Below are 25,771 nucleotides of genomic sequence, written 5' to 3' on the forward strand. Positions count from 1 at the left end.
AGGATGCGGAGGAGCGGGTCTGCCGTGGAGTCGGCGATCGTCGGGTCAGCGCGCGGAAAGATGAGCGCGGAGGCGACGGATCAGATCAAAGGACTTCCAGACACGGCGGACAGGACTCCCCGACGATACCCGGGCGTGTCGCTCCTGCGCAACCTCGGGCGTGTCGGAGAGTCCGTCGCGCGGGGGATGCCCTCGGCCCGACCCATCCGTAGCGTGGAGGCATGGCAGATCATGATCCGAGTCCGCAGGAGTCTCGTTCGCGCATGGGCCTGGGCGTCGGGCTCGCGCTCGGAGTGGCGATCGGGGCCTCGCTGGGCGCGGCCCTGCAGAACTGGGCCCTCGGAATCGGAATCGGAGTGGCGATCGGCGTCGCCCTCTCCGTCGCCATCACCTCGGGCGGCGGATCCGGCTCCCGCGAGCGCGCCGGGGGCGACGGGGGCGACGAGACTGACGAGCGCCCTGCCGACGACTCCGGTGCGTCCGAGGAGGAGCCGGAACGCTGATCAGCTCGCGGCGATCCCCTCGACCCACTTGGTGAGGAAGCGGTGCACGTCGGTCAGCTCCTCTTCCGAGATGCTGTGCGTGAGTCCGGTGTACACCCGACCGGAGAGCTCGGAGTGCGTCGGCAGCCACTGTGCCGTGTGGTCGATCAGTGCGGGCGGGATGACATCGTCGTGCGTGCCCCGACCCCAGAACACGGGTGGGCGCAGCTCGGCCAGTGTCTCGTCGTTCGGAAGGTCTCCCGGTGCGGCGTATCCGCTCAGCGCTGCCACCGCGCCGAAGCGTTCGGGAGCCAGGCGCAGCGCCTGCAGCGCCACCGCTGCGCCCTGCGAGAAGCCCAGCAGCGCCACCGAGGGGACGTCGACGGCTGCGGAGTCGAGCCAGCGCAGGAAGGAGCCGGCCGCGGCGGTGACCGCGTCCGAGCTGCGTCCGTCGAGCCCCTCGATCGGGTACCAGGAGCGCCCCGGCATGGGCCACGGAGGGGCGAGCGGAGCGGCGACGGAGGCGACGGCGATGCCCTCGGGAAGGTAGGGGATGAGTCCGAACAGGTCGTGTTCGTCCGCCCCGTAACCGTGCAGGAGGACCAGCAGAGGCACCCCTGCGCGGTCGGTGGACGACCATCTGGTCGCGGTGTCGTCGATCGTCAGGTTCTCGCTCACACCGTCATCCTGCCAGGGACCGCAGACGTGCACGCGGTGTCAGTTCGGAGGGACGGCTGGTAGAAAGGACACATGGCGGTCCGTACACCTGATCCTGATCCGGAGCCCGACGACGACGGTCTCGGAGAGTTCCCGGATTCGAATCGTCCCGCGCCCGATGCGAACCCCGGCTGGCTGAGCGAGTTCGAGCTCGAGGAGGCGCGGCGACGCCTGCCGATGCTCTACGTCGAGGCGATCCCGGTGCGTACGGACGGCTCGGGTCAGGTGACCGAGATCGGCATCCTGCTGCGTTCCACCCCGATGGGGGAGATGACCCGCACGATCGTGTCGGGCAGGGTGCGCTTCGGTGAGACGATCCGCGATGCCCTGTTCCGCCACGTCGAGAACGACCTGGGCCCGATGGCCTTCCCGCTGCTTCCGCCGCAGCCGCTGCCGTTCACGGTGGCCGAGTACTTCCCGATCCCCGGGGTGAGCGCCTTCCACGACGACAGGCAGCACGCGGTGTCGCTGGCGTTCGTCGTGCCGGTGACCGGCACGTGCGAGCCGCGTCAGGATGCTCTCGAGGTCACGTGGTTCTCGCCGGAAGCCGCCGGATCAGATGCGGTCGCCGCCGAGATGGAGAACGGTCGAGGCACTCTCATCCGCCAGGCTCTCGCGAGCCTCGGTCTGCTGCGCTGACGCCTGCTGCGCTGACGTCTGCTCTGCTCCCCGGCGCTCAGGCTCCGGCGGTGGTGAGACGCGAGAGCTCGGCGACGAACGCGTCGACGTCGGCCGCCTCGGTGTCGAAACCGCACATCCAGCGGACTTCCTTGCGCGCCGCGTCCCAGTCGTAGAACCGGAACGAGTCGCGCAGCCGGTCGGCGACGCCGTCGGGGAGCGTGGCGAAGACGCCGTTGGACTGCGTCGGCTGTGTGAACTCGACGCCGCGGATGGACCCGTCGGCGATGCCCGCCTCGATCTCGGAGCGAAGCCGCGCGGCCATGGCGTTCGCGTGCTTCGCGTTGCGCAGCCACAGGTCGGTCTCGAGCAGGGCGATCAACTGCGCCGACACGAACCGCATCTTCGACGACAGCTGCATGTTGAATTTGCGCGAGTACTTCAGGCCGTCGGCGGCGTCGGGGTTCAGCACGACGATGGCCTCGCCGAGCATGGCTCCGTTCTTGGTGCCGCCGAAGGTCAGCACATCGACGCCGGCGTCGCGGGTGAACGCACGCAGCGGCATGTCGAGGGCCGCTGCCGCGTTCGAGAGGCGCGCACCGTCGAGGTGCAGCTTCATGCCGCGCTTGTGTGCGTGGTCGGCGATCGTGCGGATCTCCTCTGCCGTGTACAGCGTGCCGAGCTCGGTGGTCTGGGTGATCGAGACGACCAGCGGCTGCGCGCGGTGCTCGTCGCCCCAGCCCCAGGCTTCGCGGTCGATCAGCTCGGGGGTGAGCTTGCCGTCGTCGGTCGGGACCGTGAGCAGCTTGAAGCCGCCGATCTTCTCCGGGGCCGCGGCCTCGTCGACGTTGATGTGTGCGGTCGACGCGGCGATCACGGCGCCCCAGCGCGGCAGCATCGACTGCAGGCCGGTCACGTTCGCGCCGGTGCCGTTGAACACCGGGAAGGCCTCGACGCCCTCGCCGAAGTGCTCCTGGAACACCTCCTGCAGACGCGCGGTGTACGCGTCCTCGCCGTAGGCGCTCTGGTGCCCTCCGTTCGCCGCGGCGATGGCCGCGAGGACGTCGGGGTGGATGCCGGAGTAGTTGTCACTGGCGAAGCCCCGGATCGCGGGGTCATGCTGGATGCTCACCGCTCAAGCCTAATCGCCCTACCGGATGTCCCCGCCCCGCTCTACCCTCGAAGCCATGGAGCGCACCGCAGCGAAGAGAGCCTTCGCCAACGTCCTCGTCAACACGCTCATCGCGAACGTGACGACGAGCTTCCTGTGGTTCGCTTTGACGTTCTGGGTCTACATCGAGACGCAGTCGGTGCTCGCCACGGGCATCATCGGCGGTGCCTACATGCTGTTCGTCGCGTTCTTCGCGATGGCCTTCGGCACGATCGTCGATCGCAACCGCAAGCACACCGTCATGGTGATCTCGAGCATCATCTCCGCCGTCTCCTTCCTCGTCGCCGGGGTGCTCTACCTCTGGCAGCCCGAGGCGGCGCTGCTCGATCTGGGAGGGCCGTGGTTCTGGCTGTTCTCCGGCATCATCCTGTTCGGCGGCGTGATCGAGCAGCTGCGCAACATCGCGCTGTCCACGACCGTCACCCTGCTCATCCCCGAGGAGAAGCGAGCGAACGCGAACGGTCTGGTCGGCACGGTTCAGGGCATCGCCTTCCTGGTCACCAGCGTGTTCTCGGGACTCTCGATCGGCTTCCTCGGCATGGGGTGGACCCTGGCGATCGCCATCGCCGCCATGGCGCTCACCTTCGCGCACCTGCTGTTCGTGCGCATTCCGGAAGGCGCACCCGAGCCCGACCCGAACGCGTCCAGCGCCCTCGACTTCCGGGGAAGCGTCCGGGCCATCCGGCTGGCTCCCGGTCTGTTCGCCCTGATCATCTTCTCCACGTTCAACAACCTCATCGGCGGCGTGTACATGGCGCTCATGGACCCCTACGGGCTCACGCTGTTCGATGCTCAGACCTGGGGGTTCGCGCTGGCCTTCGCCTCGACCGGATTCCTCGTCGGCGGCGGGCTGGTGGCGAAGTTCGGCCTCGGTCCCAAGCCCATGCGCACGATGCTGCTCGTGGTCATCGCCATGGGGCTGCTCGGGTCGGTGTTCATGCTGCGAGAGTGGTGGCCGCTCTATGTGGTCGGCATGTGGGTGTACATGGCGCTGGTGCCTCCGGTCGAGGCCGCTGAGCAGACCGTGATCCAGAAGGTCGTGCCGTTCCAGCGTCAGGGCCGGGTCTTCGGGGTGGCCGCCGCGATGGAAGCGGCCGCGGCACCGCTCACCGCGTTCCTCATCGCTCCTATCGCCGAATTCTTGATCATCCCGTACATGAACACCGCCGACGGCCAGCAGCAATGGGGCTGGCTGCTGGGCGAGGGGGAGGCGCGGGGCATCGCACTGATCTGCCTGTTCGCCGGGCTGATCATGGTCGTCGCCGCGACGCTGGCCTTCTTCACGCGCTCCTACCGAAAGCTCACCGAGCTCTATGCCGAGGCTCCCGATCAGGAGATCGACGCTCCGGAGCAGGCGGGTGCGGATGCTCCGCCCGTCGTGCCGGGGATGCCTCCGGAATCCCGGTGATCGTGAGCGTGGACGCCGCGGCGTTCACGCCAGGTCGAGCACCCGGTCGTTGAGCGCGGTCGCGTCGTCGTTCCACAGCGCGACGATCCGGGCGGCCAGCGCATCGGGATCGAGTGCCTTGGCGCGGAACACCACGGACGCGGTGCGCAAGGTCTCGTCGGCCTCGCGCGCGGCCTTGGCATAGCCCTGCGCGACCGCTCGGGCCCAGGCTTCGCTCGCAGCCTTGACCGCGGCGTAGTTCGCGCCGCCAGCGAGAGGTCGCGCGACCGCGGTCGACGACACGATCGCGAAGCGCCCGGCGTCGGAGGCGCGCAACGCACCGTCGAACGCCCGACTCGTGGCGCGCACGGCGTCGAGCGCCGGGAGCAGCGCGGCGAAGTCCTCGTCGGACTGTCCGGCCAGGCCGCCGCCTCCTCGCCACCCGCCGACCAGCGGGACCACCGCGTCCACAGGACCGAGCTGCGAGGCCAGGGTGGTCATCTCGTCGAGCGACGTCGCATCGGCGACCTCGACCTGAGCGCCGGCATCCGCGAGCTTGCGCAGGCGGTCCGTCGAGCGGCCGGTCGCGATGACCCGTGCGTTCGCGGCGACCAGTGCCCGTGTCGCGGCGAAGCCGGCCGCGCTGGTGGCCCCGGCGAGCACGACTGTCCGCCCTGAAGCCGTCGATTCGCTGTGTTCTGCCCGGTGTTCAACCATGTCGTCCACTCTCCCGGATCGGAGGGGCTTCTGCGGCCGGAACCTGCGGGAGATCCCGCACGAGAGGTTCCGGCCGCAGTGCGGTGCGCCCCAGCGTCACACTCGGAACGCGCGCGGTGCGCGCGTGGTCATCAGTCGTCCGTGCCGCGGATTCCGACGGTCGACTCGATCACCGGCTTCATCTTCTTGTCGAGAGTCTCGAAGAACATCGACAGCGGGAACTCGTCGTCCATCACCGCGTCCGTGTACCCCTTGGGCGCTCCGGCGAGGATCTCGTCCGACAGCCCGCGGGCCCACTGGGATGCGGGGTGAGGGGTGAGCGTGCCACGGACCAGCTCGTACGCGGCGAGCCAGTGCGCGACCTTGGGGCGGTCGATCGAGTGCCAGTACAGGTCGTCGATCGCATCGCCCAGAGCCACCACCGCGTCGGGCACGTTCTCCCAGTCGAAGGCGAGCGCCGTGTCGGTCCAGTGCAGCACGCCGCGCTGGTGCAGCCAGGCGAACAGCAGCTGTCCGCCCACCGCGTCGTAATTGCGAACGCGGGTGCCGGTGATCGAGAAGCGGAAGATGCGGTCGAAGATCACCGCGTACTGCACGAGGTGCGCGTAGTCGTGCATCTCCTGCTCGGAAGCCGTGAGTTCCTCACCCTCAGCGATGCGGGCTGCGAGGGCGCGCTCGATCTTGACGGACTCGCGGAACGCCGTCATGTCGCAGCGCATCTCCTCCAGCGAGTACAGGAAGAACGGCATCCGCTGCTTGATCATGAACGGATCGAAGGGCAGATCGCCGCGCATGTGCGTGCGGTCGTGGATGATGTCCCACATGACGAAGGTCTTCTCCGCCATCTCCTGATCGTCGAGCATCGCCGCGGCGCGCTCCGGGAGATCGAGGTTCGTGATCTCCGCCGCCGCCCGGGTGACGCGACGGTAGCGGGCAGCCTCACGGTCCTGGAAGATCGCGCCCCAGGTGAAGGTCGGGATCTCGCGCATGGCCACGGTCTCGGGGAACAGCACGGCCGAGTTGGTGTCGTAGCCGGGCGTGAAGTCGACCAGGCGCAGCGAGACGAACAGCTTGTTGCCGTAGTCACCGGCTTCGAGCGCGGCGATGAACTCCGGCCAGATCGTCTCGACGATCAGCGCCTCGACCAGGCGGTCGCTCGAGCCGTTCTGCGTGTACATCGGGAACACGACGAGGTGACGGATGCCGTCGACACGGTGCTGCTGCGGCTGGAAGGCCATGAGCGAGTCGAGGAAGTCCGGCACTCCGAAGCCCTCGGACACCCAGCGGTCGAAGTCGACCACTGAGGCCGCGAGGTACTCGGCGTCGTGGGGGAAGGCGGGGGCGAGAGCGCGGATCGCGGCGGTGATCGCGGCGACGAGCTCGCGGGCGGCGGCGTGGTGCGCGGCGTCCGGGATCGAGCCGTCCTTGATCTGCATCTCACGGATCGCGATCGCGGCGTCCTTGAGCTGTGCCCAGGCGGCGGACTGCTCGGCGATCGATGCGTCCTCGACGACCTCGGGTTCGCCGACGATGGCCTGAACAGCGGAACTGTTGGCAGAGAGAAGGGACATCGGGACCTCCGATCGGAGTATTTGACGGAAAGATTCCTGTTCAAACGGAATACTGACGATAATCTTACAGCCATGGATGACTCTGTCGACCGCGCGATCCTGACCGCCATCTCCCGTGACGGTCGTGCCACTCTCTCTCAGCTGTCGGAGGCCGTGGGGCTCTCGGTCTCGGCCGTGCAGTCGCGCTTGCGCAGGCTCGAGACGCGGGGCGTGATCTCCGGCTACCGGGCGATCCTCGACCCCGAGCAGGTGGGCACACCGCTCTCGGCGTTCATCGAGATCACGCCGCTGGACCCCGCCCAGCCCGACAACGCCCCGGAACTGCTGGAGCACCTCGACGCGATCGAGGCCTGCCACTCGATCGCCGGTGACGCGAGCTACATGCTCTTCGTGCGGGTGCCGTCGCCGCGAGCACTCGAGGAACTCGTGCGCGATGTGAGGCTCGCGGCGAACGTCAGCACGCGCACGACCGTGGTTCTGCAGACCTACTACGAGCATCGTCCGATCATCCCGGTGGGCACGACCGAGTAGCCCGCGCCGCGGGTGTCAGAGCGCGGCACCCACCAGAGCCTCGCCCAGAGGGGTGCGCAAGTGGAGCATCCTGGCACCGTCGCGTTCACTGGCGATCAGGCCCGCGCCGCGCAGCACGGCCAGGTGATGCGACGCGGTGGATATCGCGATCGCGGCATCGTGGGCGACCTGGGTCGTCGTGCGGGCGGCACCGGCCTGGAGCAGGATCGCCGCCCGCGCCGGTCCCAGCAGGGCGCCGAGAGCATCTTCGATGTCCGCGGCGTCTCGGGCCCAGCCTGCGGTGACGCCGCGGGCTGGATAGAACAGGGTGGGTTGCGCCGGGGGCTCGGTGAGCACCATGCACCCCCACGACGACATGACCGACGGCACCAGGACGAGCCCGCTTCCGCGGCAGTCGACCTGCTCACTGTGGCGGCGGAGGGAGACGCGGACGGCGCCCGCACCCCAGGTCACCTGTCGGTGCAGGTCCCCGGCCATCCCGGAGATACCGGCAGTCGCGATGCTGCGGGCGCGCACCGCGATGTCGGCCCGAAGCAGACGTTCGACCTGCGGCCATACCGGGGCGAGTGCCGCATCCCACACGGCGGCCCACCCGTCGGCGATCATGCCACGGGCGCGCTCGGGGTGGTCCCGCATCTCGCGCAGGGCCTGTCGGCGCGCTCCGGTCGAACGCTGCACCATCTTCCCGAAGTCGACGCGCATCGGATCGAGAGGTGCCGCGCGCAGCTCGTCGAGCTCGGCCTCGGGGGTCAGATCCCATCGAGGCGTGGTCGTGAGGAAGTCGGGCACGTACCCGTCATCGCCGATCACGGTGGCGAGCAGGGCGAAGTCGTCGCGCGGGAGTCGATCGCGAACGGCGCGAAGCCACCCCCACTGCAGCGGATGGGCGGACGGGCGCCGCAGCACCCTCACCGCGTGCGCGAGCTCGTGTCCGGGGGAGATGCCGAACCGCACCGCCTCGAGATCGCCGGGGCTCAGATGGAACTCGACCCGATGATCCGGGTGCTCGACGCCCTCGATCGGGCCTGAGTTTCGATCCACATCGAAACTCTAGGGACAGCTGATGGGTCTGTCGAGACTGTATCCATGGACAGCACACCGCCTCTCTCCGGGGTCGTCACCGCCGGAGACATCCGCATCGGCACGGGTCGCAGCCGGAGGTTCGTCGGGGCCGAACACGGCGCCGAGGTGTCGTACTTCTTCGTGGAGAACCAGCCAGGGGAAGGGCCGGGGCTGCACTGGCATCCCTATCCTGAGACCTGGGTCGTGATCGAGGGCATCGCCTCGATCACGGTTGGCGAGGAGACCTTCGTCGCCGGACCAGGCGACACCGCGACCGGACCCGCCTCCGTGCCGCACCGTTTCACCAACGTGGGCGACGGAGTGCTCAAGATCATCGGCATCCACGCCTCGGCCACCATCATCCAGACGTTCCTCGACGAGGACTGAACATCGGAGAAGACATGTCCTTCCAGGCGTACCTCGACAACATCGAGACCAAGACCGGCCTCACCCCGCGGCAGTTCATCGAGCTCGCCACTGCGAAGGGGTTCGACCAGACGACGAAGGCCACTCCTATCGTCGCCTGGCTCAAAGAGGACTATCAGTTGGGGCAGGGGCACGCGATGGCCCTCGTGCATGTGATCACCAAGGGCCCGCAGATCAGCGCCAAGCATGTGGGCAAGGGCGGTGCCCACGGCGACGCCTCGGACACGCTCTGGCTCGACGGCAAGGACACCAACCCGAACCCCTGAGCGGTTGCTCTGGAGAGGTCCGACATCGGGGCGGCCAGTAGGATCTCCTGCGTGGCCGCATCCTCCCAGCGCAAGAAGAAGAACCAGAGCGCCAAGCACGCTCCGACCCGCACGAGCGGCAACCCGGCGAAGCGTCCGGTCGTCGAAGCGGGTCCGGTGACGGCCGCGGACTGGATCGGAGCTGCGCGTCTGCGCACCCTCCCACTGGCGATCGCTCCGGTCGTGATCGGCACGGGGGCCGCACGCAGCACAGGCCCCGAGTTCCACTGGGTTATCGCGCTCGCATGCCTCGCCGTGGCGGTGCTGCTGCAGATCGGTGTGAACTTCACCAACGACTACAGCGACGGCGTCCGTGGCACCGATGCCCATCGGGTCGGGCCTGCCCGCCTCACGGCATCCGGACGTGTGAAGCCGCGCACCGTTCTGATCATCGGCCTCGTCTTCTTCGCTCTCGCTGCTCTCGTGGGCCTGGGGATCGTGATCCGCACCGGGCAGTGGTGGATGCTGGCCGTCGGCGCTGCCTGCATCGTCGCCGCGTGGTTCTACACCGGCGGCAAGCGGCCTTACGGCTACTACGGCTTCGGCGAGGTGTTCGTGTTCGTGTTCTTCGGACTCGTCGCGACGCTCGGCACCACCTGGGTGCAGATCTTCGCCCTGCCACAGCAGGCCTGGCTCGGCGCCATCGCTACGGGGCTGTTCGCCTGCGCCGTGCTGCTCGCCAACAATCTGCGCGACATCGACCAGGACCGTGAAGTCGGCAAGCGCACCCTCACGGTGCTGATCGGCCGCCGTGCCACCCAAGTACTGTTCACGCTCTTCGTGCTCGCGCCGTTCGGCATCGCCGCGTTCCTCGCGCTGGCGTTCCCGATCGCGTGGATCTCGCTGCTGGCGCTGCTCGCAGGGCTCCCGGCCATCGCGATCGTCTGGTCCTACCGGCAGCCGAAGGAACTCGTGACCGCGCTCGCGCTCACGTCGTTGACGTCGCTGCTCTACGCGGGCGCCCTGTTCTGGGCGTTCGTCGGCTGACCTGGCGTTCGTCGGCTGACCTGGCGTTCGTCGGCTGACCTGGCGTTCGCGGGCTGAACGGGTGTTCCCGGGCTGAGCCGCGTCGCAGAGCGTCAGGCTCTGGCGTCCCCGTCGACGGCGGCGTCGGAGTCATCGATCGCGTGGTCCTCGGCGTCGGCGTCGTCCTGACCTCCGGATGAACGGCTCTCCCGGCGCTCCTGGAGACGCGCGGAGGCATCCGTCAGGGGTGTGCGCAGGAACAGCATGGAGATGCTCATGCCGATCAGAGCAGCGAAGATCGCGGCCAGCCACCAGAACTCACGGAAGATCGGGAAGAAGAACCAGAGGATGGCGAGCGGGACGAGGAACGCCAGCAACCGCAGCACGGTGTAGACGAGGATGGGCGCGGGCTTCTTCACCCTTCCAGTCTACGTTCGCCTTCGAGGGCCCTCGTCGCCGATCCCGAGCCTGGAGAAGGGGATGCCACGCACCACCCGTCGCCAGGGGTGTTCGCCGAGCGACCAGAGCAGTCCGGCTTCCAGGTCGAGAGCCAGGTCCTCACACCCGACGGGGAGGGGGACGGCGTCCGGAACCAGGGACCCGCGGCTGCCGCTCCAGAGCGTCCCGGGGTGCAGGCGGTCCGACTGCGACACGAAGTGGTGCTCGCCCCAGCGGACGGCACCCTGCATCCGCTCGATGCCCGGCGTGAAGCAGTCCAGCTCGGTGAAGCCGTCGTGGACGTCGAGCGGGATCCCGAACTCGCCGATCCTTCCGCTCCCGTCTCGTCGGTGCTCGCCGATCAGCACACGATCCAGAAGGGTGCCGTCGTCGTCGAACACCCGCCCGAGGTAGGAGCAGCGCAGGGCGACGGGGTGCACGCGGGTGCGCACGGCGATCATGGCGGTGCTGCGTCCACCTCGCCGGTTCGACCCGGCCAACCGCTGGGCGAGCGTGCCGCGCACCGTGCGGATGTCCGACAGATCGAACTCCCAGATGCCCCGGCCCGTCGCTGCGGCGAACAGCCGGTCCCCGAACCAGGCGAGACCGCCGGCGTGGATCCGCGCCGGGTGCAGTCCGCCCTCGTCGTCGGCGACCGCGAGCAGGATGTCGATGTGACGAGAGCGTTCGAGATCGATCAGTGTGACGCGCGAGGCGAGGTGCTCTCCCGACAGTTCCTGACGGAACCAGCTCACGGCCAGGGTGCGTCGGCCGCGCCATTCGCCGACGTCGACGCCCTGCGGATACCAGCGCCTGGTCCACGTCCTGGCGCTGAGCCAGCGCAGGTCGACGGTGTCACGTCGCCGCTGCCGCACGGGACGCCAGGTCGATCCGAAGGGCCAGAGCATCTCCCCATCGTCGTCGAAGCGGCCGCCGGGTGCGAACCGGACGACGACGGGATGGGTGCCGGATGGGCGACGTCGCGGCCGACATCCTGCTGACATGTATTATGTTACTGTCGGGTCACGCCCTCCTCTTTCGGAGGGCGACGCGACGACGATGAGCGTCCTCGGGGCCGTCTGATGGGGGTCAGTCGCCCCGTGGCAGGCGGTGTCGCATCTTGCGATCCCGCGTCCCGAACGTGTCACGTTCGGCAGTGCGATGCACTGGGAGGTGTGGTTCCGTTCGGGTACGGGACCACACCTCAGTGCCTTTCTCGCTTCAGTGCCTGTCTCTCCTCAGCGCCTGTCTCCGCCCGAGAGGCTGCCTCCGCCGACACTCGTCGTTCACCTCCGCGTCGCCATCCGGCAACGACCGCCTGCGACCATTCCCGCACACCGTCCACATCCTGGAGTCCTGTGCGCACACCCCTCGTCACCGTCATCCTGCCCGCGAAAGACGCCGGCGCGTACATCGGGACGACGCTCGAGACGCTCACGCGGCAGTTCGATGATCTCGGCGCTCTCAAGCTCGTCGCGATCGATGATGGTTCGCGCGACGAGACGGGTGCACTCATGCAGCGGTACGCGGAACGATTCCCCCACGCCGAGGTGCTGCGCAACGAGTCCGCGCGCGGGTTGGCGACCGCTCGCAACCAGGGGCTCCCGCATGTCGAGGGTGATGCCTTCTGCTTCCTCGACGGCGACGACTGGATGCAGCCGCGTCGGCTCGATGTGCTGGTGTCGCGGATGCGCGAGCTCAAATGCGACTTCGTGCGCACAGACCATGTCACCGTGAGGGGCGGGACGCGCGCTCTGGTGCGTGCACCGTATCCGTGGCGCGGCCGGGTCATCGCTCCGCGGGATGCCATCCTGCCCGAGCACGAATCGACCATGGTCGACTACCCGTACGCCTGGGCGGGGCTCTTCCATCGCCGGATCATCGATCAGGGTCTGGCGGCGTTCCCCGATGGACTGTTCACCGCAGAGGATCGACCGTGGATCTGGCGACTGCATCTGCAGGCCGAGTCGTTCGCGGTGGTCGATGCGCCGGCACTGCTCTACCGGCGTGGTGTCGGCACATCGCTCACCCAGGCTCGTGACCGCAGGCAGCTCGACTTCGCGAAGGCGATGGACGAGGTCATCACGCTCGTCGAGGCGGATCCCGAGGCGAAGCGATTTCTCCCCAAAGTCGTCTGGACTGTGCTCGCCCTCAGCTCCCACCACCTCGTGCGGGCCCGCCGGATGAGTCCTCGGCTGCGCAGCGAGATGCGGGCGGGGATCCTCGGTGTGCTCCGTCGGCTCCCGGCCGATGAGGTGGCCCTGGTGCTGGCGCGCCTCGACGGGCCGCGGCGCCGAGTCCTCGCGCGCATCCTCCGCCAGGCGGGCCGTGCCGCATGACGCAGATCTTCGCCCTGCACAGCGCCTACGGACTCGCGACCGCGGCGGCCGCGGTGGATGCCGGACTGCTCGACGACCCGGCCGGCGGAGAGCGCATCCTGGTGCCCTTCACCTCGTCGATCATCCCCGAGACCGTCACCGGGATCGGGGATGATCCGGCGCTCCGGTCACTGCGTACGCGGTTCGATCGCACGGAGCCGCTGAACGAGATGCTCATGCCGCGGCATCCGCGTTCCTGGGAACCGGACGCAGACGACCTCCCGATGCTCGAGCGGCTGTTCGCGCGCGCATGGGGGGTGGATACGCGCGAACTGGAGCTGTTCGTGCAGAGTCCGCAGGTGGCGCCGGCCCGCACGTTGATGGCGCTCTTCCCGACTGCGCGGATCACGATCGTCGGCGATGGTCTCATGACCTATGCGCCGATGCGCGTGCGGATGCCGTATCCGGTCGCTGCGCGGATCGAGCGGGTCGTCCATGCCGACGTCGTACCGGGTGTCCGGCCGCTCGTGGGCTCACCGGGCGCGCAAATCGTGCCGGTGCCGCCGGCGTCGTTCGCGGCGGCCCTCCGGGAGACGGACGTCGGGGACCTCATGCTCCCCGACGCCTCCCCGTCGACGGTGCTCGTGCTCGGCCAGTACCTGTCGGCGCTCGGTCTGATGACGGTGGCCGAGGAGATCGAGTTGCAGAAGCATCTGATCGACCGCGCGGCGAGGTGGGAGCCGCAGCGCATCCTCTTCAAGCCGCATCCGGCTGCGCCGCCGGTGGTGACGGCGGCCCTCGCGGCGCGCGCGCTCGATCAGGGCATCGACTTCGTGGAGTATCGCGGTCCGCTCGCCGCGGAGCTGCTCGCCGAACGGACGGATGCGGTGGCCGTCGTCGCCGGGTTCTCCACCGCGTTGCCGACAGTGCGCACGCTCTTCGGACGCTCGATCGGTTCGGCGGGGAACGACGCGGTGCTCGCGGCGCTGACGCCGTTCGAGAACAGCAACCGGATCCCCGCGACCCTGGCCGATGCCCTGACGCGTGCGGACTCTCCCTACTCCGACCCCGCTCGACTCCAGCTGCTGCTCGATGGGGTCGGCTATGCCATGCAGCCGGAGATCGCCGGCCACCTGCGTGGCCGCGCCGAAGAACTGCTGCGCGGGCTCGACCCAGGCGAGCGCGACCGGTACTTCTCGCCGCGACGGCTCGCCGAACTGCGACTGCCCGGCGCCCCGGCGGAGAACGTCGTGCGTCGTGCACTGCGACCTGTCGGGGGTCTGGGCAGGATCGAGGAGTGGCGACTGCACGCACTCGGCGCGCGGCGACGTGCAGGTCGGGTCTGGCGGGCGATACGCGGACGATGATGACGACGAGGATAGGGACGATGGACGAGCAGAGACCCCTCACGGTGGCGATCATCCCGGCACGGGGCGGATCGAAGCAGGTGCCGCGCAAGAACCTGCAGCGCGTCGGCGGAGTGCCGCTCGTCGAGCGTGCGGTGCGTGCGGCCGCCCGCGCCGCGGGCGTCGACCTGGTCGTGGTCTCGACCGATGATGACGAGATCGCAACGGTGGCGACTGCTGCGGGAGCCAGGGTGGTCCGTCGCCCCCCGGAGCTCTCGGGAGACACCGCGACCTCGGAGAGCGCGATCCTGCACGCCCTCGACGACCTCGAAGCGAGCGGCGACAGCGTCGATGTCGTGGCGTTCCTCCAGGCGACGTCGCCGTTCATCCCCAGTGATGCGCTCGCCGCTGCCGTGGAGGAGATCCGCGCCGACCGTGCCGACAGCGTGTTCGCGGCGCACGAGACCTACGGCTTCCTCTGGCGCGAGGACGAACACGGCGAAGCAGCGGCGATCAACCACGAGGCCGCTCATCGCCCGCGTCGCCAGGATCGGGAGCCCCACCACCTCGAGACCGGGGCGTTCTACGTGTTCCGGGCTGCCGGCTTCCGGGCGAGCAGACACCGCTTCTTCGGCAGGATCCGCATCGCTCGGGTGCCGGAGTGGACGGCGATCGAGATCGACGATGCGGACCAGCTCCGTGTGGCGCGCGCGCTCGCCGTCCTGCACGAGACGCCGGAGCCCATCCCGGTGCGCGCGGTGGTCACCGACTTCGACGGTGTGCACACCGATGACACGGCCATCATCGACGCCGAGGGCGGGGAGCGCGTACGGGTCAGCCGGGAAGACGGTATGGGTGTCGCGCTGCTGCGTCGGGCCGGCGTGCCACTGCTGATCCTGTCGACCGAGGTCAATCCGGTGGTACGCGCTCGAGCCGACAAGCTCAGAGTGCCCGTGCTGCACGGCATCGACGACAAGGAGAGCGCGCTGCGCACCTGGTCGCACGAGAACGGAGTGCCGCTCGCCGACATCGCCTATCTCGGCAACGACGTCAACGACCTGCCGGCCATGCGGATCGTGGGGTGGCCGGTCGCCGTCGCGAACGCGCATCCGCAGGTGATCGAAGAGGCTCGTGTGGTCTTGCGCCGCCGAGGCGGCGACGGTGCCGTGCGGGAGCTGATCGAACGGGTGTTGTCGAGCTGACCGATGCCGGTAACCCGGTGGTCTTCGGGTGTTCATCCTCGCCGCGTAGTCAGGACGAAGGGGTTGCACCAACGCTCGAACACCGGAGGAATCATGACTGTCAGCATCGGCTCACGAGTGATCGGCGGCGGCCGTCCGGCCTACGTCATCGCGGAGATCGGCCTCAACCACAACGGCGACGTCGACATCGCGAAGAAGCTCATCGACGTCGCGGCTCGAGCCGGCGCCGACGCGGTCAAGTTCCAGAAGCGCACCCCGGAGATCTCCACCCCTGAGCACATGCGCGATGTCCCGCGCGAGACTCCCTGGGGTGTGATGAGCTACCTCGACTACCGTCGGCGAGTCGAGTTCGGCCGGGAGGAGTACATCGAGATCGGCGACCATGCCACGATGCTCGGGCTGGACTGGTTCGCGTCGCCGTGGGATGTGCCCAGCGTCGACTTCCTCGAAGACCTGGGTGTCGTGGCGCACAAGGTCGCCTCGGCGAGTCTCACCGACACCGAGCTGCTGATCGCGCTGCGGGAGACCGGCAAGCCCGTGATCCTCTCCACCGGCATGTCGACCATCGAGCAGATCGACCGCGCGCTGGAGACCCTCGGCACCGACCTGGTGGTCCTCATGCACGCCACTTCGACCTACCCGCTGGAGCCCGAGGAGGCGAACCTCCGGGTGATCGCGACGCTGCGCGACCGCTACCCCGGAGTGCCCGTCGGCTACTCGGGGCATGAGCGTGGGCTGCAGATCTCGCTCGCCGCGGTGGCCATCGGCGCCGTCGCGATCGAGCGGCACATCACGCTGGACCGCACGATGTGGGGGTCCGACCATGCGGCATCGCTCGAGCCGACGGGGCTGGAGCACCTTGTGCGCGACATCCGCGTGATCGAGCGCGCGACCGGTGACGGCGTCAAGCGGGTGTTCGACAGCGAGCGGGCGCCGATGGCGAAGCTGCGCCGCATCTCCGCATGACAGAGGCGGGCGTGACCGGTACTCCCGGCATCCGCGTCGTCGCCGTCGCGGACGCCGACTCGTTCGTGAAATGGGCGGCGTCCCTGCTCGCGGCCGTGCCGGGGCTGCGTCCCCATCTGCTGCTCGTGCGCACCCCGCTCACCGCGAGCGCCGAGCAGGAGCGGTCGGCACTCGCCGGCACCGGGCTCGGACCGCACGACGTCACCCGCCTCGGCTTCGCGGAGACGGCGGACTGGCTGACGCGTCAGCGCCCCGATGTGGTGCTGCTCGCCGGGCGCGGACCGTTCGTGCGCGTGATGGGACGCGTGATCGATGCCCTTCCGCATCGCCCTGTGACCGTCTCGGGACTGCCGGGCATGGCGATCCCCGCGCAGCGCGGTGCGCTCGACTATCGCCGTCACACCGACCTGCTCGTGGTGCATTCCCACCGCGAGGTACGCGCCTTCGAGGAGCTCGGGCGTCGGATCGGAGTGCACACACCGGTGGCGCTCGCGACCCTTCCGTTCGCCCGGCCTCGGCAACGGATACTGCGCCCGGAGCGGCTCCGGGTCGACGCTGTCGTCAGCAGCCGGAGCGGTGTCGCCGTCGCCGAGCGTCCGGCTCCGACCGCCCCGGTACGGCAACCCGCCACGGACATCGTCTTCGCCGCGCAGGCTCTCGTGCCCGCGGCGAAGGAACAGCGCGCCGAGATCGCGGCTCTGCTCGTGCGGGCAGCTGAGGCCGAGCCCGCGCGCCGAGTGGTGGTCAAGCTGCGGTCGCGGCCGGGGGAGTCGGAGACGCACCTCGAACGTGAACCGTATGCGGGGCTGCTGCCCTCGCGCCTTCCGAAGAACCTGGTCTTCTCGTACGACTCGATGAGCACCGCACTGCAGAGGGCCGCGGGACTCGTCACCGTCAGCTCGACCGCCGCGATCGAGGCCACGGCACTCGGCATCCCCGTGATCGCGCTCGACTCGTTCGGGGTGAGCAAGAGCCTGTTGAACACGGTGTTCGTGGGCAGCGGTCTGCTCGGCGGTCGCAGTGAGGTCGTCGCAGGGCGCTTCCGGCATCCGCACCCCGACTGGCTGCGCGACAACTACTTCCACCCCGAGAAGGAGTCCACGTGGTGGGAGCGGGTAGAGCAGCTCGTGGCACTGCGGCGCTCCGGAGCCCTTCCCGCGCGGCGGGTGCCTGCGGCGCGGGGCGGATCGCTGCATGAAGCCTGGCACCGGGTGAGTGTGCTCGGCACGGAGGACCGGACGATGCAGGGAACGGTCGCGCTCGCCGTGGGTGCGCCTGCGACGAGGGCTCTCGCCGCCTTGCGTCGACACCGGGCACCGTCGGACGGGGGCACCTGGGCAGACGCCTCGACCGACTTCACGCTCGAACCCAACCCGTTCGACGACTCCCTGCGCCGCTGAGTGCACCTTCCGTGCGTCGGCCGCTGCTGCCGCGGCCAAAACCCAGACCGAACGTGGTGCGGGCGGTGTGTCGGGTCTGGACACGCCGACGCTGTTCCGGTGCGTCTGGGTTTCGGCCGCGCTTCGTCATCCGGGGACTCATAGTGTTATCCCAGGCAACGGTCCTGGCGGGTCAGATCACGGCCAGGTAACGTCATTCCCATCGCGGCGATCCGGGCGGTCCCGGGCCTCAGTTCATACCTGATGGCGTTGCGGGTTCGACTCCCGCCGTCGCGTCCACTCCAGAAGGCTCGTCCTCAGCCCCGGCGGCTCATGGACCCGAGTTCGGTGCGGTGAGAACTCACCGAGGCCCGATGATGGAGGTATGCCCTCCGCACATCGCCCCGGTCTGCGGGTCTCGTCGGGTCTCACGATCCCCGAGGCCGAGCTGTCGTGGCGCTTCTCCCGGTCGTCCGGTCCGGGCGGTCAGGGCGTGAACACGGCCGATTCCCGTGTGGAGCTGGTGTGGGATGCGGCGCGTTCGCCGGTGCTCTCGCCGCATCAACGCGAGCGACTGCTCGATCGATTGAGCGGTCGTCTGGTCGACGGCGTGCTGACGATCGCCGCCTCAGAACACCGCGCACAGCTGCGGAACCGGGATGCGGCGCGCGATCGACTCGTCGCTCTCGTGGAGGAGGCGCTGCGCCCGCCCGCTCCGCCGCGTCGAGCGACGAAGCCGAGTCGGGGAGCGAAGGAGCGCCGGCTGAAGGCGAAGCAGCGGCGCACGGATGTCAAGAGCCTGCGCCGGCGCCCCCGCGAGGACTGAACCTGCGACGCCGGCTCAGTCGCTGAGGCCCGCTTCGACCGGTGCCCAGCCGTTCTCGAGGATCACGAATCCCGCTTCGAGTGTTCCGAACGGGTCGTCGTTCTCGTTCACGAGCAGCTGCATCTGCAGGATGAACCGCGAGTAGACCCGGATCTCCGGGGTGGGGGCATCGAGTCCCAGTTCGTCGGCGATCGCGTCGGAGAGGGCGTCTTCGTGTCGGAGCCACATCTTGGCGGCGTAGTCACGCAGTGCCGGCGTCTCGTTCAGGAAGCGCATGAAGGTGCGAGTGATCTCGTCCCCATGCTCGTCGACGTTCGCGCGGAGCTCTGAGGCGTAGAAATCGTGGATGGCGCGGTTGATCGTGCTCCCCGACGGGCGCTCGCGGACGGCGGCCACCAGGCGGTCGCGCTGCTCGTCGTCTTCGTCGAACACCAGCGCCTCCTTCTGAGGGAAGTGCGCGAACACGGTCGTGGGGGAGACGTCTGCGGCATCGGCGACTTCGCGGATGCTCACCTCGTCGAAGCCGCGTTCCAGGAACATGGCCGTCGCGACGTCGGAGATCGCCTTGCGGGTCGCGGCCTTCTTCCGTTCGCGGCGACCGAGGGGTGCGGGGTTCGTCATGCCCGTCAGTCTATCGTGAATCGACTATAAAACTGGCTTGACACCAAAACTGGTATGACTACACTTTCGGTATGACTTCAACCATTCCTCTCACGCGGCGGGACCAGAACCGCGCGTGGATCATGCTCATCGTGCTCACGATGCTGACCGTCATCGGCATGACCGTCGTTCTCCCTGTCCTGCCCTTCGTGGTGCTCCAGTACGTCTCGCACGAGAGCGACCTGGCCATCTGGGTCGGCGTCCTCGAAGCGATCAACGGGCTGTGCGCGTTCCTGGTCGCGCCCTTCCTCGGTCGGCTGTCCGACCGCTTCGGCCGCCGACCCGTCATCATCGTCGCCGCGTTCGGTGCCGCGTTCTCGATGGCGCTGTTCGGATTCGGCGGAGCCCTCTGGGTGCTCGTGCTCGCCCGCGTCATCCAGGGCCTCACCGCGGGCGACCTGCCCGCCCTCTTCGCCTACCTGGCCGACATCACCCCGCCCGAGCAGCGCGCCAAGCGCTTCGGCCTCCTCGGTGCGCTCTCGGGGATCGGCACCATGATCGGCCCGGCCATCGGAGGACTGCTCGCCGCGATCAGCATCCAGCTCCCGGTGTTCCTCACCGCCGCCGTCGCCCTCACGATCGCGATCCTCAGCATCTTCCTCCTTCCGGAGAGTCTGAAGCCGGGCAACAGGATCGCCGCGATCACGCTGCGCGATGTGCAGCCCTTCGCCGTCTTCAAGGAGGCGTTCGGACGCAAGGAGCTGCGCGGGCTGATGATCGGCTTCGGTCTGCTCGCGCTGCCGTTCGGCTTCTTCGTGAACAACTTCAGCGTCCTCGCCCTGGATTCCATCCAGTGGGGGCCGACCCAGATCGGACTCCTGACCGCGGCCGTCGGCATCATCGACATCCTCATTCAGGGCGTGCTGCTGGGCATCCTGCTTCCGCGGATCGGCGAGCGCGGAGTGATCGTGAGCGGCATCGTCGCGCAGATGATCGGTCTCGCGGCCCTCGCCGTCGTGGCCTCCGTCTTCGCGCAGCCGTGGGTGTTCATCGTCGGAGCCCTCATGCTGGCTGCCGGCCAGGGTGCCTCTCAGGCCGCGATGGACGGGGCGATGTCCAACGCCGTGGGCGACGACGAGCAAGGCTGGCTCGGCGGCGCCACCCAGTCGTTGAACGCGGCGATGGGCACGGCGGCCCCGCTCATCGCCGGTGCGCTCTATGCGCTGGTCAGCCACGCGGCCCCGTACTGGCTCGGCGTCGGGCTCATGATCGTCGCGGTGATCGTCGTCAGCCGCGCGCACATCGCGAACACCGCGAAGCGCCCGGCCGGCGGTACGACGGGCGACGCTCCCGCGGCACTCGTGGAGACGGCCGGCTGAGGTTCAGTTCGAGGGGGTTGCCGGGCGCGGCAGCCCCCTCAGCCGTGCGACCGACGCCAGCAACTGTTCCGGCGAGGTTCCGATGTTTCCGAGAACCGCGGCGGCTGCGGCGCTGAACCCCGCCGTGTCGATCGGGAGGCGTGCCACGTTCGGCACCAGTCCCTTCTCGTTCGTCACCCACTGGCCTGCAACCGCATGCCAGGCGTGGGCGATCAGCATGGCCGTCGTGGTTCCGCACAGCGCCACGTAGGCGACATCGCCCGTCTTCGCGCCCTTCGTGGCTGCGTTCAGCAGGAAGTCGACCTGCCAGAGATTCTCGATGAACGCCGCGCGGAGGGCGTCGGGGTACGGGGTCACGCTGCGAGCCAGCGCGACGAGGATCCCGTCCGGGTCGCGGAGAGGCACGCTGGTCGCCACCTCACCCGCATAGGCGACGTCGAGGAAGCCGAGCGGGTGTCCCGGCTGGGCGTGGAAGGCGAACTCGCCACGGACGGCGCGGGCGCACTGGTCCTCGACTCGGGTCACGTCGCGGAGGATGAGGTCGACCGGTGCGCCGTCGACGGTCAGCCAGGACCCGCTGTCGACCCAGGGTCCCCATCCGCCGCGGTCGGCGATCTCGACGTCTTCACCGGTCCATCCGCTCGCCGCCTCCGCGATGGCAGCCCTGTCGACGCCGGCGTCCACGTACAGCCCCAGATCGATGTCGGAGTCGGGGCGGTGCGTCCCTCGCGCGCGGCTGCCGCCCAACGCGACGGCTCGCACCCCTGGCACCCGGCCAAGGTCGTCGGCCAGGGAGTGGAGGTGGTCTTCATCGAGCACGACACCGATCGTACTCATGCGGTTCGCTGCCGGTGCGGCCACTACGGCTATCCGGAAATCGACATACCGTTGCGTTATCTGGAAAACGTGGTGCCGATGGCACACCACATCGATACCGACGGGAAGGTGGCGTTGGCGGTCAACAAGAAGTACCGCCATGCCGACCTCACCGCCGAGGATCTCATCACCGAACTGCGTGGGGGGGGCGTCCTGAGGCGTTGGTGCGGACCATACTCGAAGAGCTGCAGTCGTTCGTGCAGAGCCAGGCCCCGCTGGCGGGTGCGCACCCCGGCCTTCAGGATGAGATCCTCCGCTTCGTCGGCAACCTGCTCGACGGTCGCGCTGCAGCGGCTCGCTGACGGGCGCACTGACGGTGCCGCGCGTTCGGTGCGGATCCCGCCGGCGTCAGTCCTTGCCGCCGCGCACGAGCTCGAGGCCTGCGCCGGCGAACTGCCGCAGGGTCGCGTCGGGGAGGAAGGCCCGGGTGAGCGCGCCGCCGATGCGGGTGAGGTCGCTCTCGTCGCGGAACAGCAGGTACATGGTCTCGTACCGCGGATGGAACTTCTGCTTGAAGCGGTGCAGCGAGCCGAAGCCGTACACCGGTTCGAGGGCATCGGCGAGCCGGTCGCTGAGCGCCGCGATCATCCCCGCATCCGGCGGGTAGTCATGGGCGAGCGGCGCGCCCGACAGCGACATGATCTGCGCGCCCTCGTCGGCGAACTGACGGGCGGACGACCCGATGAGGTACTCCATCACCGGCCCGAAGCCGCCCTCGCGCCGTCGCATGAGGTCGAGGGTCCAGCCGCGCACGACGCCGCCTTCGCCGTAGACCGGCAGCCACGACAGGAACCCGTCCACGTCGCCGTTCGGAGCGAGGGCCAGCGCGAGTCGCACCTCCGGGGCTTCCGCCTCGTCGAGAGTGCCGAGCGTGAAGCGCATCTCGGGCAGATCCTTGTCTCCCACCCAGGCCTCGGAGATCGCCCGTAGCTGCTGCTGCACTCCCCACGGCTCGGCCTTCAGGTGTGTCATCCGGAACGTCATCTCCTCGCGTCCCGCCTTGTTGAGCGAGGTGCGCACCGAGTTCCACCGCTTGCCGGTGAACTCCAGGCCAGGGAGATCGACGATCGTGTCGTCCGCCACGACGATGCTCCGCCAGGTCGAGGGGACCGCGGCGCGTGTGGCCTCGTCGGCGCTGAAGAAGCACGGGACGAGCCCGGCCAGCTCGGCGGCGTGGATGAAGTCCGTCACGGCCTCTGCACGTGTCTGCGCCGGCCCGATCGGATCGGCGAGAGCCAGGGCGACGCCGTTTCGCCGCTGGTAGGCCACGATGCCGCCGATGACCCTGGCGTAGCTGTTGCCCTCCCACGTCGTCATCCAGGAGAGCGTGCCGCCCCCGTGCGTGCGCAGCTGTCGCTTCATGTCGTCGACGGTGGGAGCGGGCTGCATGCCGAGCTTGGCGCGTCGCTTGGCGCGGAAGGCGCGTCGCACCCAGATCAGGTACACGAGCATCACCAGCCAGAGGAATCCGTTCGCCAGAGCGAGCTCGGTGTCTCCGTCCCAACGGAAATCGACCTGCGCCTGGCTGTAGACGGTGATCAGGATCAGCACGAGGGCGGCGGTGAGGACGTTGAAGATCCCCAGCAGCAGCGCGAGCACCCAGGTCCAGCGGCGCCCACGGCGAAGACCGTTCACCAGCACGAGGATCACGACGAGGTCGATGGCCAGGTCGATGAAACCGCCGGACGCGGGATCGGTCTGGCCGAACGGGCCGTCGGTCGCCACGAACGTCGTGATGATCTCGACGGCGCCGAGGACGAGCATCGCGACCACGGCGATGAGCCTCTGCTCGCGCACCGTGGTGTGGCGCACCCGAAGCGAGCGATCGACGACGAGGATCAGCAGCACCGCGAGGAGGTGCTCGAGATCGGCGACCTTGCCCCAGAACAGCATCGAGATGAAGACGAAACCCAGCAGGATGAGCCAGCCGCGCACCCGCCACGGCGGGCGGAACAGGCCGACGGCTGCGGCGATGCAGGCCATGGTGCCGCCGGATGCCCCCACGTCGAGCGCCTGGGCCTGCTCGGTGGCCCAGGCCCAGGGGAACTGCGACAGCAGCATCAGCAGCAGAGCGGTGGCGAAGATCGCGAAGAACTGACCGAGCCAGTAGTAGGCCAGCGCGACGCGTGATCCGCGACGGAATTCCAGGTAGGCCATGCCCCAGAAGCCCGCGATCGTGAAGAGGTAGACCAACGGCTCGTTGACGAAGAACGTGCCGGTCAGGGGCGTCCACCACTTGCCGTCTGCCAGATTCGGCAATCCGTAGGCGACGGTCTGGAAGAACGCCGTGTCCTCGAAGGGTTCCCAGAGTCCACGCCAGACGACCCCGACCACGAGGACCAGCAGCACCATGGTCAGCGTCGCGGGGATGCGCCGTACGACGGCGATCACGGGATGCGGAGAGGGGGAGTGCTCCTCGGTCATGCGCTCAGCGTAGCGAGGGAGGCCGCGCCGTCGCGGAGCCGCTCCTACTCGCCGCGGAGAACACGACGCAGGTCGGCGATCTCCTCGTCCGTCATGCCGCCGCTGCGCAGGTACCCCGACACATCGCCGTGATTCGCGGTGATCCACTCCATCGCCGTCTCGATCGCCGACGCCGGTGACTCGGTGGCGAGGGTCTTCAGCGCCGGCGTGAGGGGGACGCCCAGCGAGGTGATCAGCGCGGTGAGGGCCTCGGCGAATCCGCGCGCGAGGTTCTGCTCCGTGAGGGTGTAGTCCGCGACGATCTCGTCACGGGGAACCTCGGCGACGAGCAGCAGGATCGCAGCGGCCAGACCGGTGCGGTCCTTGCCCGCGGTGCAGTGGAACAGCACTCCGGGCCGCTCGGTGCGTGCGGCGGCGAGCACGGTCCGCGCGATGGTGGCGAACTGCGGGGCACTCGCCTCCAGGATGGAAGTGTAGAGATCCTCCAGGGTCGGCACCTGCTTCAACACCTCGGCGACCTGGGTCACGGAGAGGCCGGCGCTCCCTGCCGCGGGGAGGAACTTCTTCACCATCTCGTCCATCGCGCCGCCCTGCATGGGCAGTTCGATCAGCGTCACGCTGCCGTCCTCCGGCAGCAGGTCGGCGGCGCGGGAGCGCTCGCCGTCGGTGCGCAGGTCGATGACCGTGCCGATACGAAGGTCGGCGAGGGCCTGCCGCCCTTCGTCCGTCAATGCAGCGAGGGCGTCCGACCGGAAGAGGAGGCCGGAGGCGAGCGTTCCGCCGTCGGAAGTCGGGAGTCCCGCGAGTTCGCGGGCGTTGTGGGTCGTCTGCAAGGCGGTCGAGATGTCGATGGTCATTCTGGCCCTCTCCTGGGTGTGCGGCCAGAATATCGGTGCGGCGGGAACGCGCGGCTTCGACACGGAAGCCGCGCGCCCCGCCCGCCGTCTCAGCCGTTCACGGCCTTCTCGATGGCCTCTTCGAGGTCGTCCCACTCCTGCAGCACGACCTTCTCACCGGCGACGAAGAAGGTGGGCGTGCTGTTCACGCCGAGCTTCTCGCCGTCTCTCTTGTCGGACTGCACGCGTTCTGCGGTGGCCGGATCGGCGATCGCCGCGTCGTAGGCGGCCATGTCGAGGCCGAGTTCGTCGGCGAGACCGCGGAACACCTCCGGGGTCTCCTCGGGCTGCTCGCCCCACTGCGCCTGGGTCTCGAACAGGCGGTGGTACATGTCCTCGAAGCGATCCTGCTGAGCGGCGGCCTCCGCAGCCAGCGCGGCCTGCGTGGAGTTGATGTGACCGGGAAGCGGGAAGTAGCGCACGACGTAGGTGATCTCGCCGTCGTACTTCTCGCGGAGGTCTTCCACCACGGGATAGAACGCACCGCACGCCTCGCACTCGAAGTCGAGGAACTCGACGACGGTCACGGCGCCTTCGCCTCCGTCGTCGAGCACGTGAGAGTCAGTGCGGACGGTCTGCTGCGGTTCTCCCTCCGTCGAGGGTGCGGCGGGTTGCTGCTGGCTGATCGCGAACACGATCCCGGCGATCAGCAGGACGATCGCGACGGCGATGGCGACGAGGGTCGCTTTGACAGAGTTCTTCATGGGGTCTCCAGACACACGGGTACGACGAGGGAAGGGTGCCGCCGGTGGGCGGCGCGGACACTCGTCGCGGGTCAGGTGCGGGAGATGGAGAGCTGTGTGAGGGTGAGAGCGGAGACGAGGACGCCAGGGCCGGCGCGGCTCGGCGCGGCTGCGCGCGGGGAGTGGACGCCGAGGGTCCGTGCCGCATGGCCCGTGAGCCGGCGGAACAGCAGGATGAATGCGACGGATCCCAGCACCGCGAGCAGGCAGATCCCCACGCCCGAGGAGAGCACATCGACCGTCGCGGCACCCTCGACATCGGCTGAGGTCGGGGCAGTCGAGGCCGACTCGGAGACGCCGGAGGCGAGACACAGCGTCGCGTGCACATCGGCGGAACCCCGCGACGTCGACCAGGCGCCGACGACGAGCAGGAGCGCGAGGCCGACGGCGATGATCACACGGGCGATCAGCACCCGTTCGGCCAC

Annotated in this window: 28 protein-coding genes and 1 tRNA gene; 16 read left to right on the top strand and 13 right to left on the bottom strand. The window is 68.9% G+C overall.

The window, feature by feature from the left end:
* Positions 1-221: 221 nt before the first annotated feature.
* A complete protein-coding gene (locus tag RN51_RS13700) occupies positions 222-503 on the top strand; it encodes a hypothetical protein (RefSeq protein WP_045264597.1) in 282 nt (93 codons plus the stop codon).
* On the opposite strand, the gene RN51_RS13705 is transcribed toward RN51_RS13700, so the two are convergent.
* Positions 504-1,160 (bottom strand): alpha/beta hydrolase, encoded by a 657-nt coding sequence (locus RN51_RS13705; protein WP_045264598.1) that lies wholly within the window; start codon positions 1,158-1,160, stop codon positions 504-506.
* A gap of 72 nt (positions 1,161-1,232) precedes the next feature.
* Between RN51_RS13705 and RN51_RS13710 the strand changes: the two genes are divergently transcribed.
* A complete protein-coding gene (locus RN51_RS13710; protein ID WP_045264599.1) occupies positions 1,233-1,838 on the top strand; it encodes an NUDIX hydrolase family protein in 606 nt (201 codons plus the stop codon).
* A gap of 37 nt (positions 1,839-1,875) precedes the next feature.
* Here RN51_RS13710 and RN51_RS13715 read toward each other — a convergent pair whose 3' ends face one another.
* Entirely contained in the window at positions 1,876-2,949 is a 1,074-nt protein-coding gene (locus RN51_RS13715) for a threonine aldolase family protein (RefSeq protein ID WP_045264600.1), read from the bottom strand.
* Positions 2,950-3,004: 55 nt separating this feature from the next.
* Here RN51_RS13715 and RN51_RS13720 point away from each other — a divergent pair, with 55 nt between their 5' ends.
* Entirely contained in the window at positions 3,005-4,396 is a 1,392-nt protein-coding gene (locus tag RN51_RS13720) for an MFS transporter (protein ID WP_045264601.1), read from the top strand.
* A 24-nt stretch (positions 4,397-4,420) separates the two neighbouring features.
* Here RN51_RS13720 and RN51_RS13725 read toward each other — a convergent pair whose 3' ends face one another.
* A complete protein-coding gene (locus tag RN51_RS13725) occupies positions 4,421-5,092 on the bottom strand; it encodes an SDR family oxidoreductase (protein ID WP_045264602.1) in 672 nt (223 codons plus the stop codon).
* Between the two features lie 131 nt (positions 5,093-5,223).
* The gene (locus RN51_RS13730; protein ID WP_045264603.1) at positions 5,224-6,663 is read right to left on the bottom strand and encodes a DUF6421 family protein; all 1,440 of its coding nucleotides are present in this window, start codon (positions 6,661-6,663) and stop codon (positions 5,224-5,226) included.
* A 72-nt stretch (positions 6,664-6,735) separates the two neighbouring features.
* Between RN51_RS13730 and RN51_RS13735 the strand changes: the two genes are divergently transcribed.
* Entirely contained in the window at positions 6,736-7,194 is a 459-nt protein-coding gene (locus tag RN51_RS13735; RefSeq protein WP_045264604.1) for an Lrp/AsnC family transcriptional regulator, read from the top strand.
* Positions 7,195-7,209: 15 nt separating this feature from the next.
* Here the strand turns inward: RN51_RS13735 and RN51_RS13740 are convergent, their stop codons facing one another.
* Entirely contained in the window at positions 7,210-8,235 is a 1,026-nt protein-coding gene (locus RN51_RS13740; RefSeq protein WP_082066601.1) for an ArsR/SmtB family transcription factor, read from the bottom strand.
* A 45-nt stretch (positions 8,236-8,280) separates the two neighbouring features.
* Between RN51_RS13740 and RN51_RS13745 the strand changes: the two genes are divergently transcribed.
* The 3 genes from RN51_RS13745 to RN51_RS13755 are packed head-to-tail and all read left to right on the top strand — an operon-like array spanning position 8,281 to position 9,974.
* Positions 8,281-8,643 (top strand): cupin domain-containing protein, encoded by a 363-nt coding sequence (locus tag RN51_RS13745; protein WP_045264605.1) that lies wholly within the window; start codon positions 8,281-8,283, stop codon positions 8,641-8,643.
* Between the two features lie 14 nt (positions 8,644-8,657).
* On the top strand, positions 8,658-8,948 hold the full coding sequence (locus RN51_RS13750; RefSeq protein ID WP_045264606.1) for a DUF4287 domain-containing protein: 291 nt from the start codon (positions 8,658-8,660) through the stop codon (positions 8,946-8,948).
* A 51-nt stretch (positions 8,949-8,999) separates the two neighbouring features.
* A complete protein-coding gene (locus RN51_RS13755) occupies positions 9,000-9,974 on the top strand; it encodes a 1,4-dihydroxy-2-naphthoate polyprenyltransferase (RefSeq protein ID WP_045264607.1) in 975 nt (324 codons plus the stop codon).
* Positions 9,975-10,066: 92 nt separating this feature from the next.
* On the opposite strand, the gene RN51_RS13760 is transcribed toward RN51_RS13755, so the two are convergent.
* A complete protein-coding gene (locus RN51_RS13760) occupies positions 10,067-10,372 on the bottom strand; it encodes a DUF4229 domain-containing protein (protein WP_045264608.1) in 306 nt (101 codons plus the stop codon).
* Between the two features lie 9 nt (positions 10,373-10,381).
* The gene (locus tag RN51_RS13765) at positions 10,382-11,299 is read right to left on the bottom strand and encodes a hypothetical protein (RefSeq protein WP_045264609.1); all 918 of its coding nucleotides are present in this window, start codon (positions 11,297-11,299) and stop codon (positions 10,382-10,384) included.
* A 450-nt stretch (positions 11,300-11,749) separates the two neighbouring features.
* Here RN51_RS13765 and RN51_RS13770 point away from each other — a divergent pair, with 450 nt between their 5' ends.
* The 7 genes from RN51_RS13770 (at position 11,750) to arfB (ending at position 18,428) form a co-directional block, all read left to right on the top strand.
* Complete coding sequence (locus RN51_RS13770) at positions 11,750-12,730, top strand: glycosyltransferase family 2 protein (RefSeq protein ID WP_045264610.1); 981 nt, start codon at positions 11,750-11,752, stop codon at positions 12,728-12,730.
* Positions 12,727-14,076, top strand: coding sequence for a polysialyltransferase family glycosyltransferase (locus tag RN51_RS13775; RefSeq protein ID WP_045264611.1), 1,350 nt, complete (start codon positions 12,727-12,729; stop codon positions 14,074-14,076). The genes RN51_RS13770 and RN51_RS13775 overlap by 4 nt, the downstream gene beginning before the upstream one ends.
* A gap of 20 nt (positions 14,077-14,096) precedes the next feature.
* The gene (locus RN51_RS13780; RefSeq protein ID WP_156149188.1) at positions 14,097-15,257 is read left to right on the top strand and encodes an acylneuraminate cytidylyltransferase; all 1,161 of its coding nucleotides are present in this window, start codon (positions 14,097-14,099) and stop codon (positions 15,255-15,257) included.
* A gap of 93 nt (positions 15,258-15,350) precedes the next feature.
* Entirely contained in the window at positions 15,351-16,223 is an 873-nt protein-coding gene (locus RN51_RS13785) for an N-acetylneuraminate synthase family protein (protein ID WP_045264613.1), read from the top strand.
* Positions 16,220-17,623 (top strand): DUF6716 putative glycosyltransferase, encoded by a 1,404-nt coding sequence (locus RN51_RS13790; RefSeq protein WP_052674729.1) that lies wholly within the window; start codon positions 16,220-16,222, stop codon positions 17,621-17,623. The genes RN51_RS13785 and RN51_RS13790 overlap by 4 nt, the downstream gene beginning before the upstream one ends.
* A 203-nt stretch (positions 17,624-17,826) precedes the next feature.
* A tRNA-Met gene (locus RN51_RS18455) sits at positions 17,827-17,902 on the top strand.
* Positions 17,903-17,987: 85 nt separating this feature from the next.
* Positions 17,988-18,428, top strand: a complete 441-nt coding sequence (gene arfB, locus RN51_RS13795; RefSeq protein WP_045264614.1) for an alternative ribosome rescue aminoacyl-tRNA hydrolase ArfB — start codon at positions 17,988-17,990, stop codon at positions 18,426-18,428.
* Between the two features lie 15 nt (positions 18,429-18,443).
* On the opposite strand, the gene RN51_RS13800 is transcribed toward arfB, so the two are convergent.
* Positions 18,444-19,049 carry a TetR/AcrR family transcriptional regulator gene (locus RN51_RS13800; RefSeq protein ID WP_045264615.1) on the bottom strand — a complete coding sequence of 202 codons (606 nt, stop codon included), beginning with the start codon at positions 19,047-19,049 and terminating at the stop codon, positions 18,444-18,446.
* Between the two features lie 71 nt (positions 19,050-19,120).
* Here RN51_RS13800 and tet(42) point away from each other — a divergent pair, with 71 nt between their 5' ends.
* Entirely contained in the window at positions 19,121-20,407 is a 1,287-nt protein-coding gene (tet(42), locus tag RN51_RS13805) for a tetracycline efflux MFS transporter Tet(42) (RefSeq protein WP_231579304.1), read from the top strand.
* A 3-nt stretch (positions 20,408-20,410) separates the two neighbouring features.
* On the opposite strand, the gene RN51_RS13810 is transcribed toward tet(42), so the two are convergent.
* Positions 20,411-21,226 (bottom strand): nucleotidyltransferase domain-containing protein, encoded by an 816-nt coding sequence (locus tag RN51_RS13810; RefSeq protein ID WP_231579305.1) that lies wholly within the window; start codon positions 21,224-21,226, stop codon positions 20,411-20,413.
* 221 nt (positions 21,227-21,447) lie between these two features.
* On the opposite strand from RN51_RS13810, the gene RN51_RS18460 reads away from it, so the two are divergent.
* Positions 21,448-21,585, top strand: coding sequence for a hypothetical protein (locus tag RN51_RS18460; RefSeq protein WP_156149189.1), 138 nt, complete (start codon positions 21,448-21,450; stop codon positions 21,583-21,585).
* 46 nt (positions 21,586-21,631) lie between these two features.
* Here the strand turns inward: RN51_RS18460 and RN51_RS13815 are convergent, their stop codons facing one another.
* The 4 genes from RN51_RS13815 to RN51_RS13830 form a co-directional block, all read right to left on the bottom strand.
* Positions 21,632-23,707 (bottom strand): bifunctional lysylphosphatidylglycerol flippase/synthetase MprF, encoded by a 2,076-nt coding sequence (locus tag RN51_RS13815; RefSeq protein ID WP_045264617.1) that lies wholly within the window; start codon positions 23,705-23,707, stop codon positions 21,632-21,634.
* A gap of 44 nt (positions 23,708-23,751) precedes the next feature.
* The gene (locus RN51_RS13820; RefSeq protein WP_045264618.1) at positions 23,752-24,564 is read right to left on the bottom strand and encodes a tyrosine-protein phosphatase; all 813 of its coding nucleotides are present in this window, start codon (positions 24,562-24,564) and stop codon (positions 23,752-23,754) included.
* Between the two features lie 89 nt (positions 24,565-24,653).
* Complete coding sequence (locus RN51_RS13825; RefSeq protein WP_045264619.1) at positions 24,654-25,307, bottom strand: DsbA family protein; 654 nt, start codon at positions 25,305-25,307, stop codon at positions 24,654-24,656.
* A 71-nt stretch (positions 25,308-25,378) separates the two neighbouring features.
* Positions 25,379-25,771, bottom strand: coding sequence for a hypothetical protein (locus RN51_RS13830; RefSeq protein ID WP_231579306.1), 393 nt, complete (start codon positions 25,769-25,771; stop codon positions 25,379-25,381).

This window comes from Microbacterium oxydans (genome assembly GCF_000956405.1).
In the GTDB taxonomy this organism is placed as follows: domain Bacteria; phylum Actinomycetota; class Actinomycetes; order Actinomycetales; family Microbacteriaceae; genus Microbacterium; species Microbacterium oxydans_C.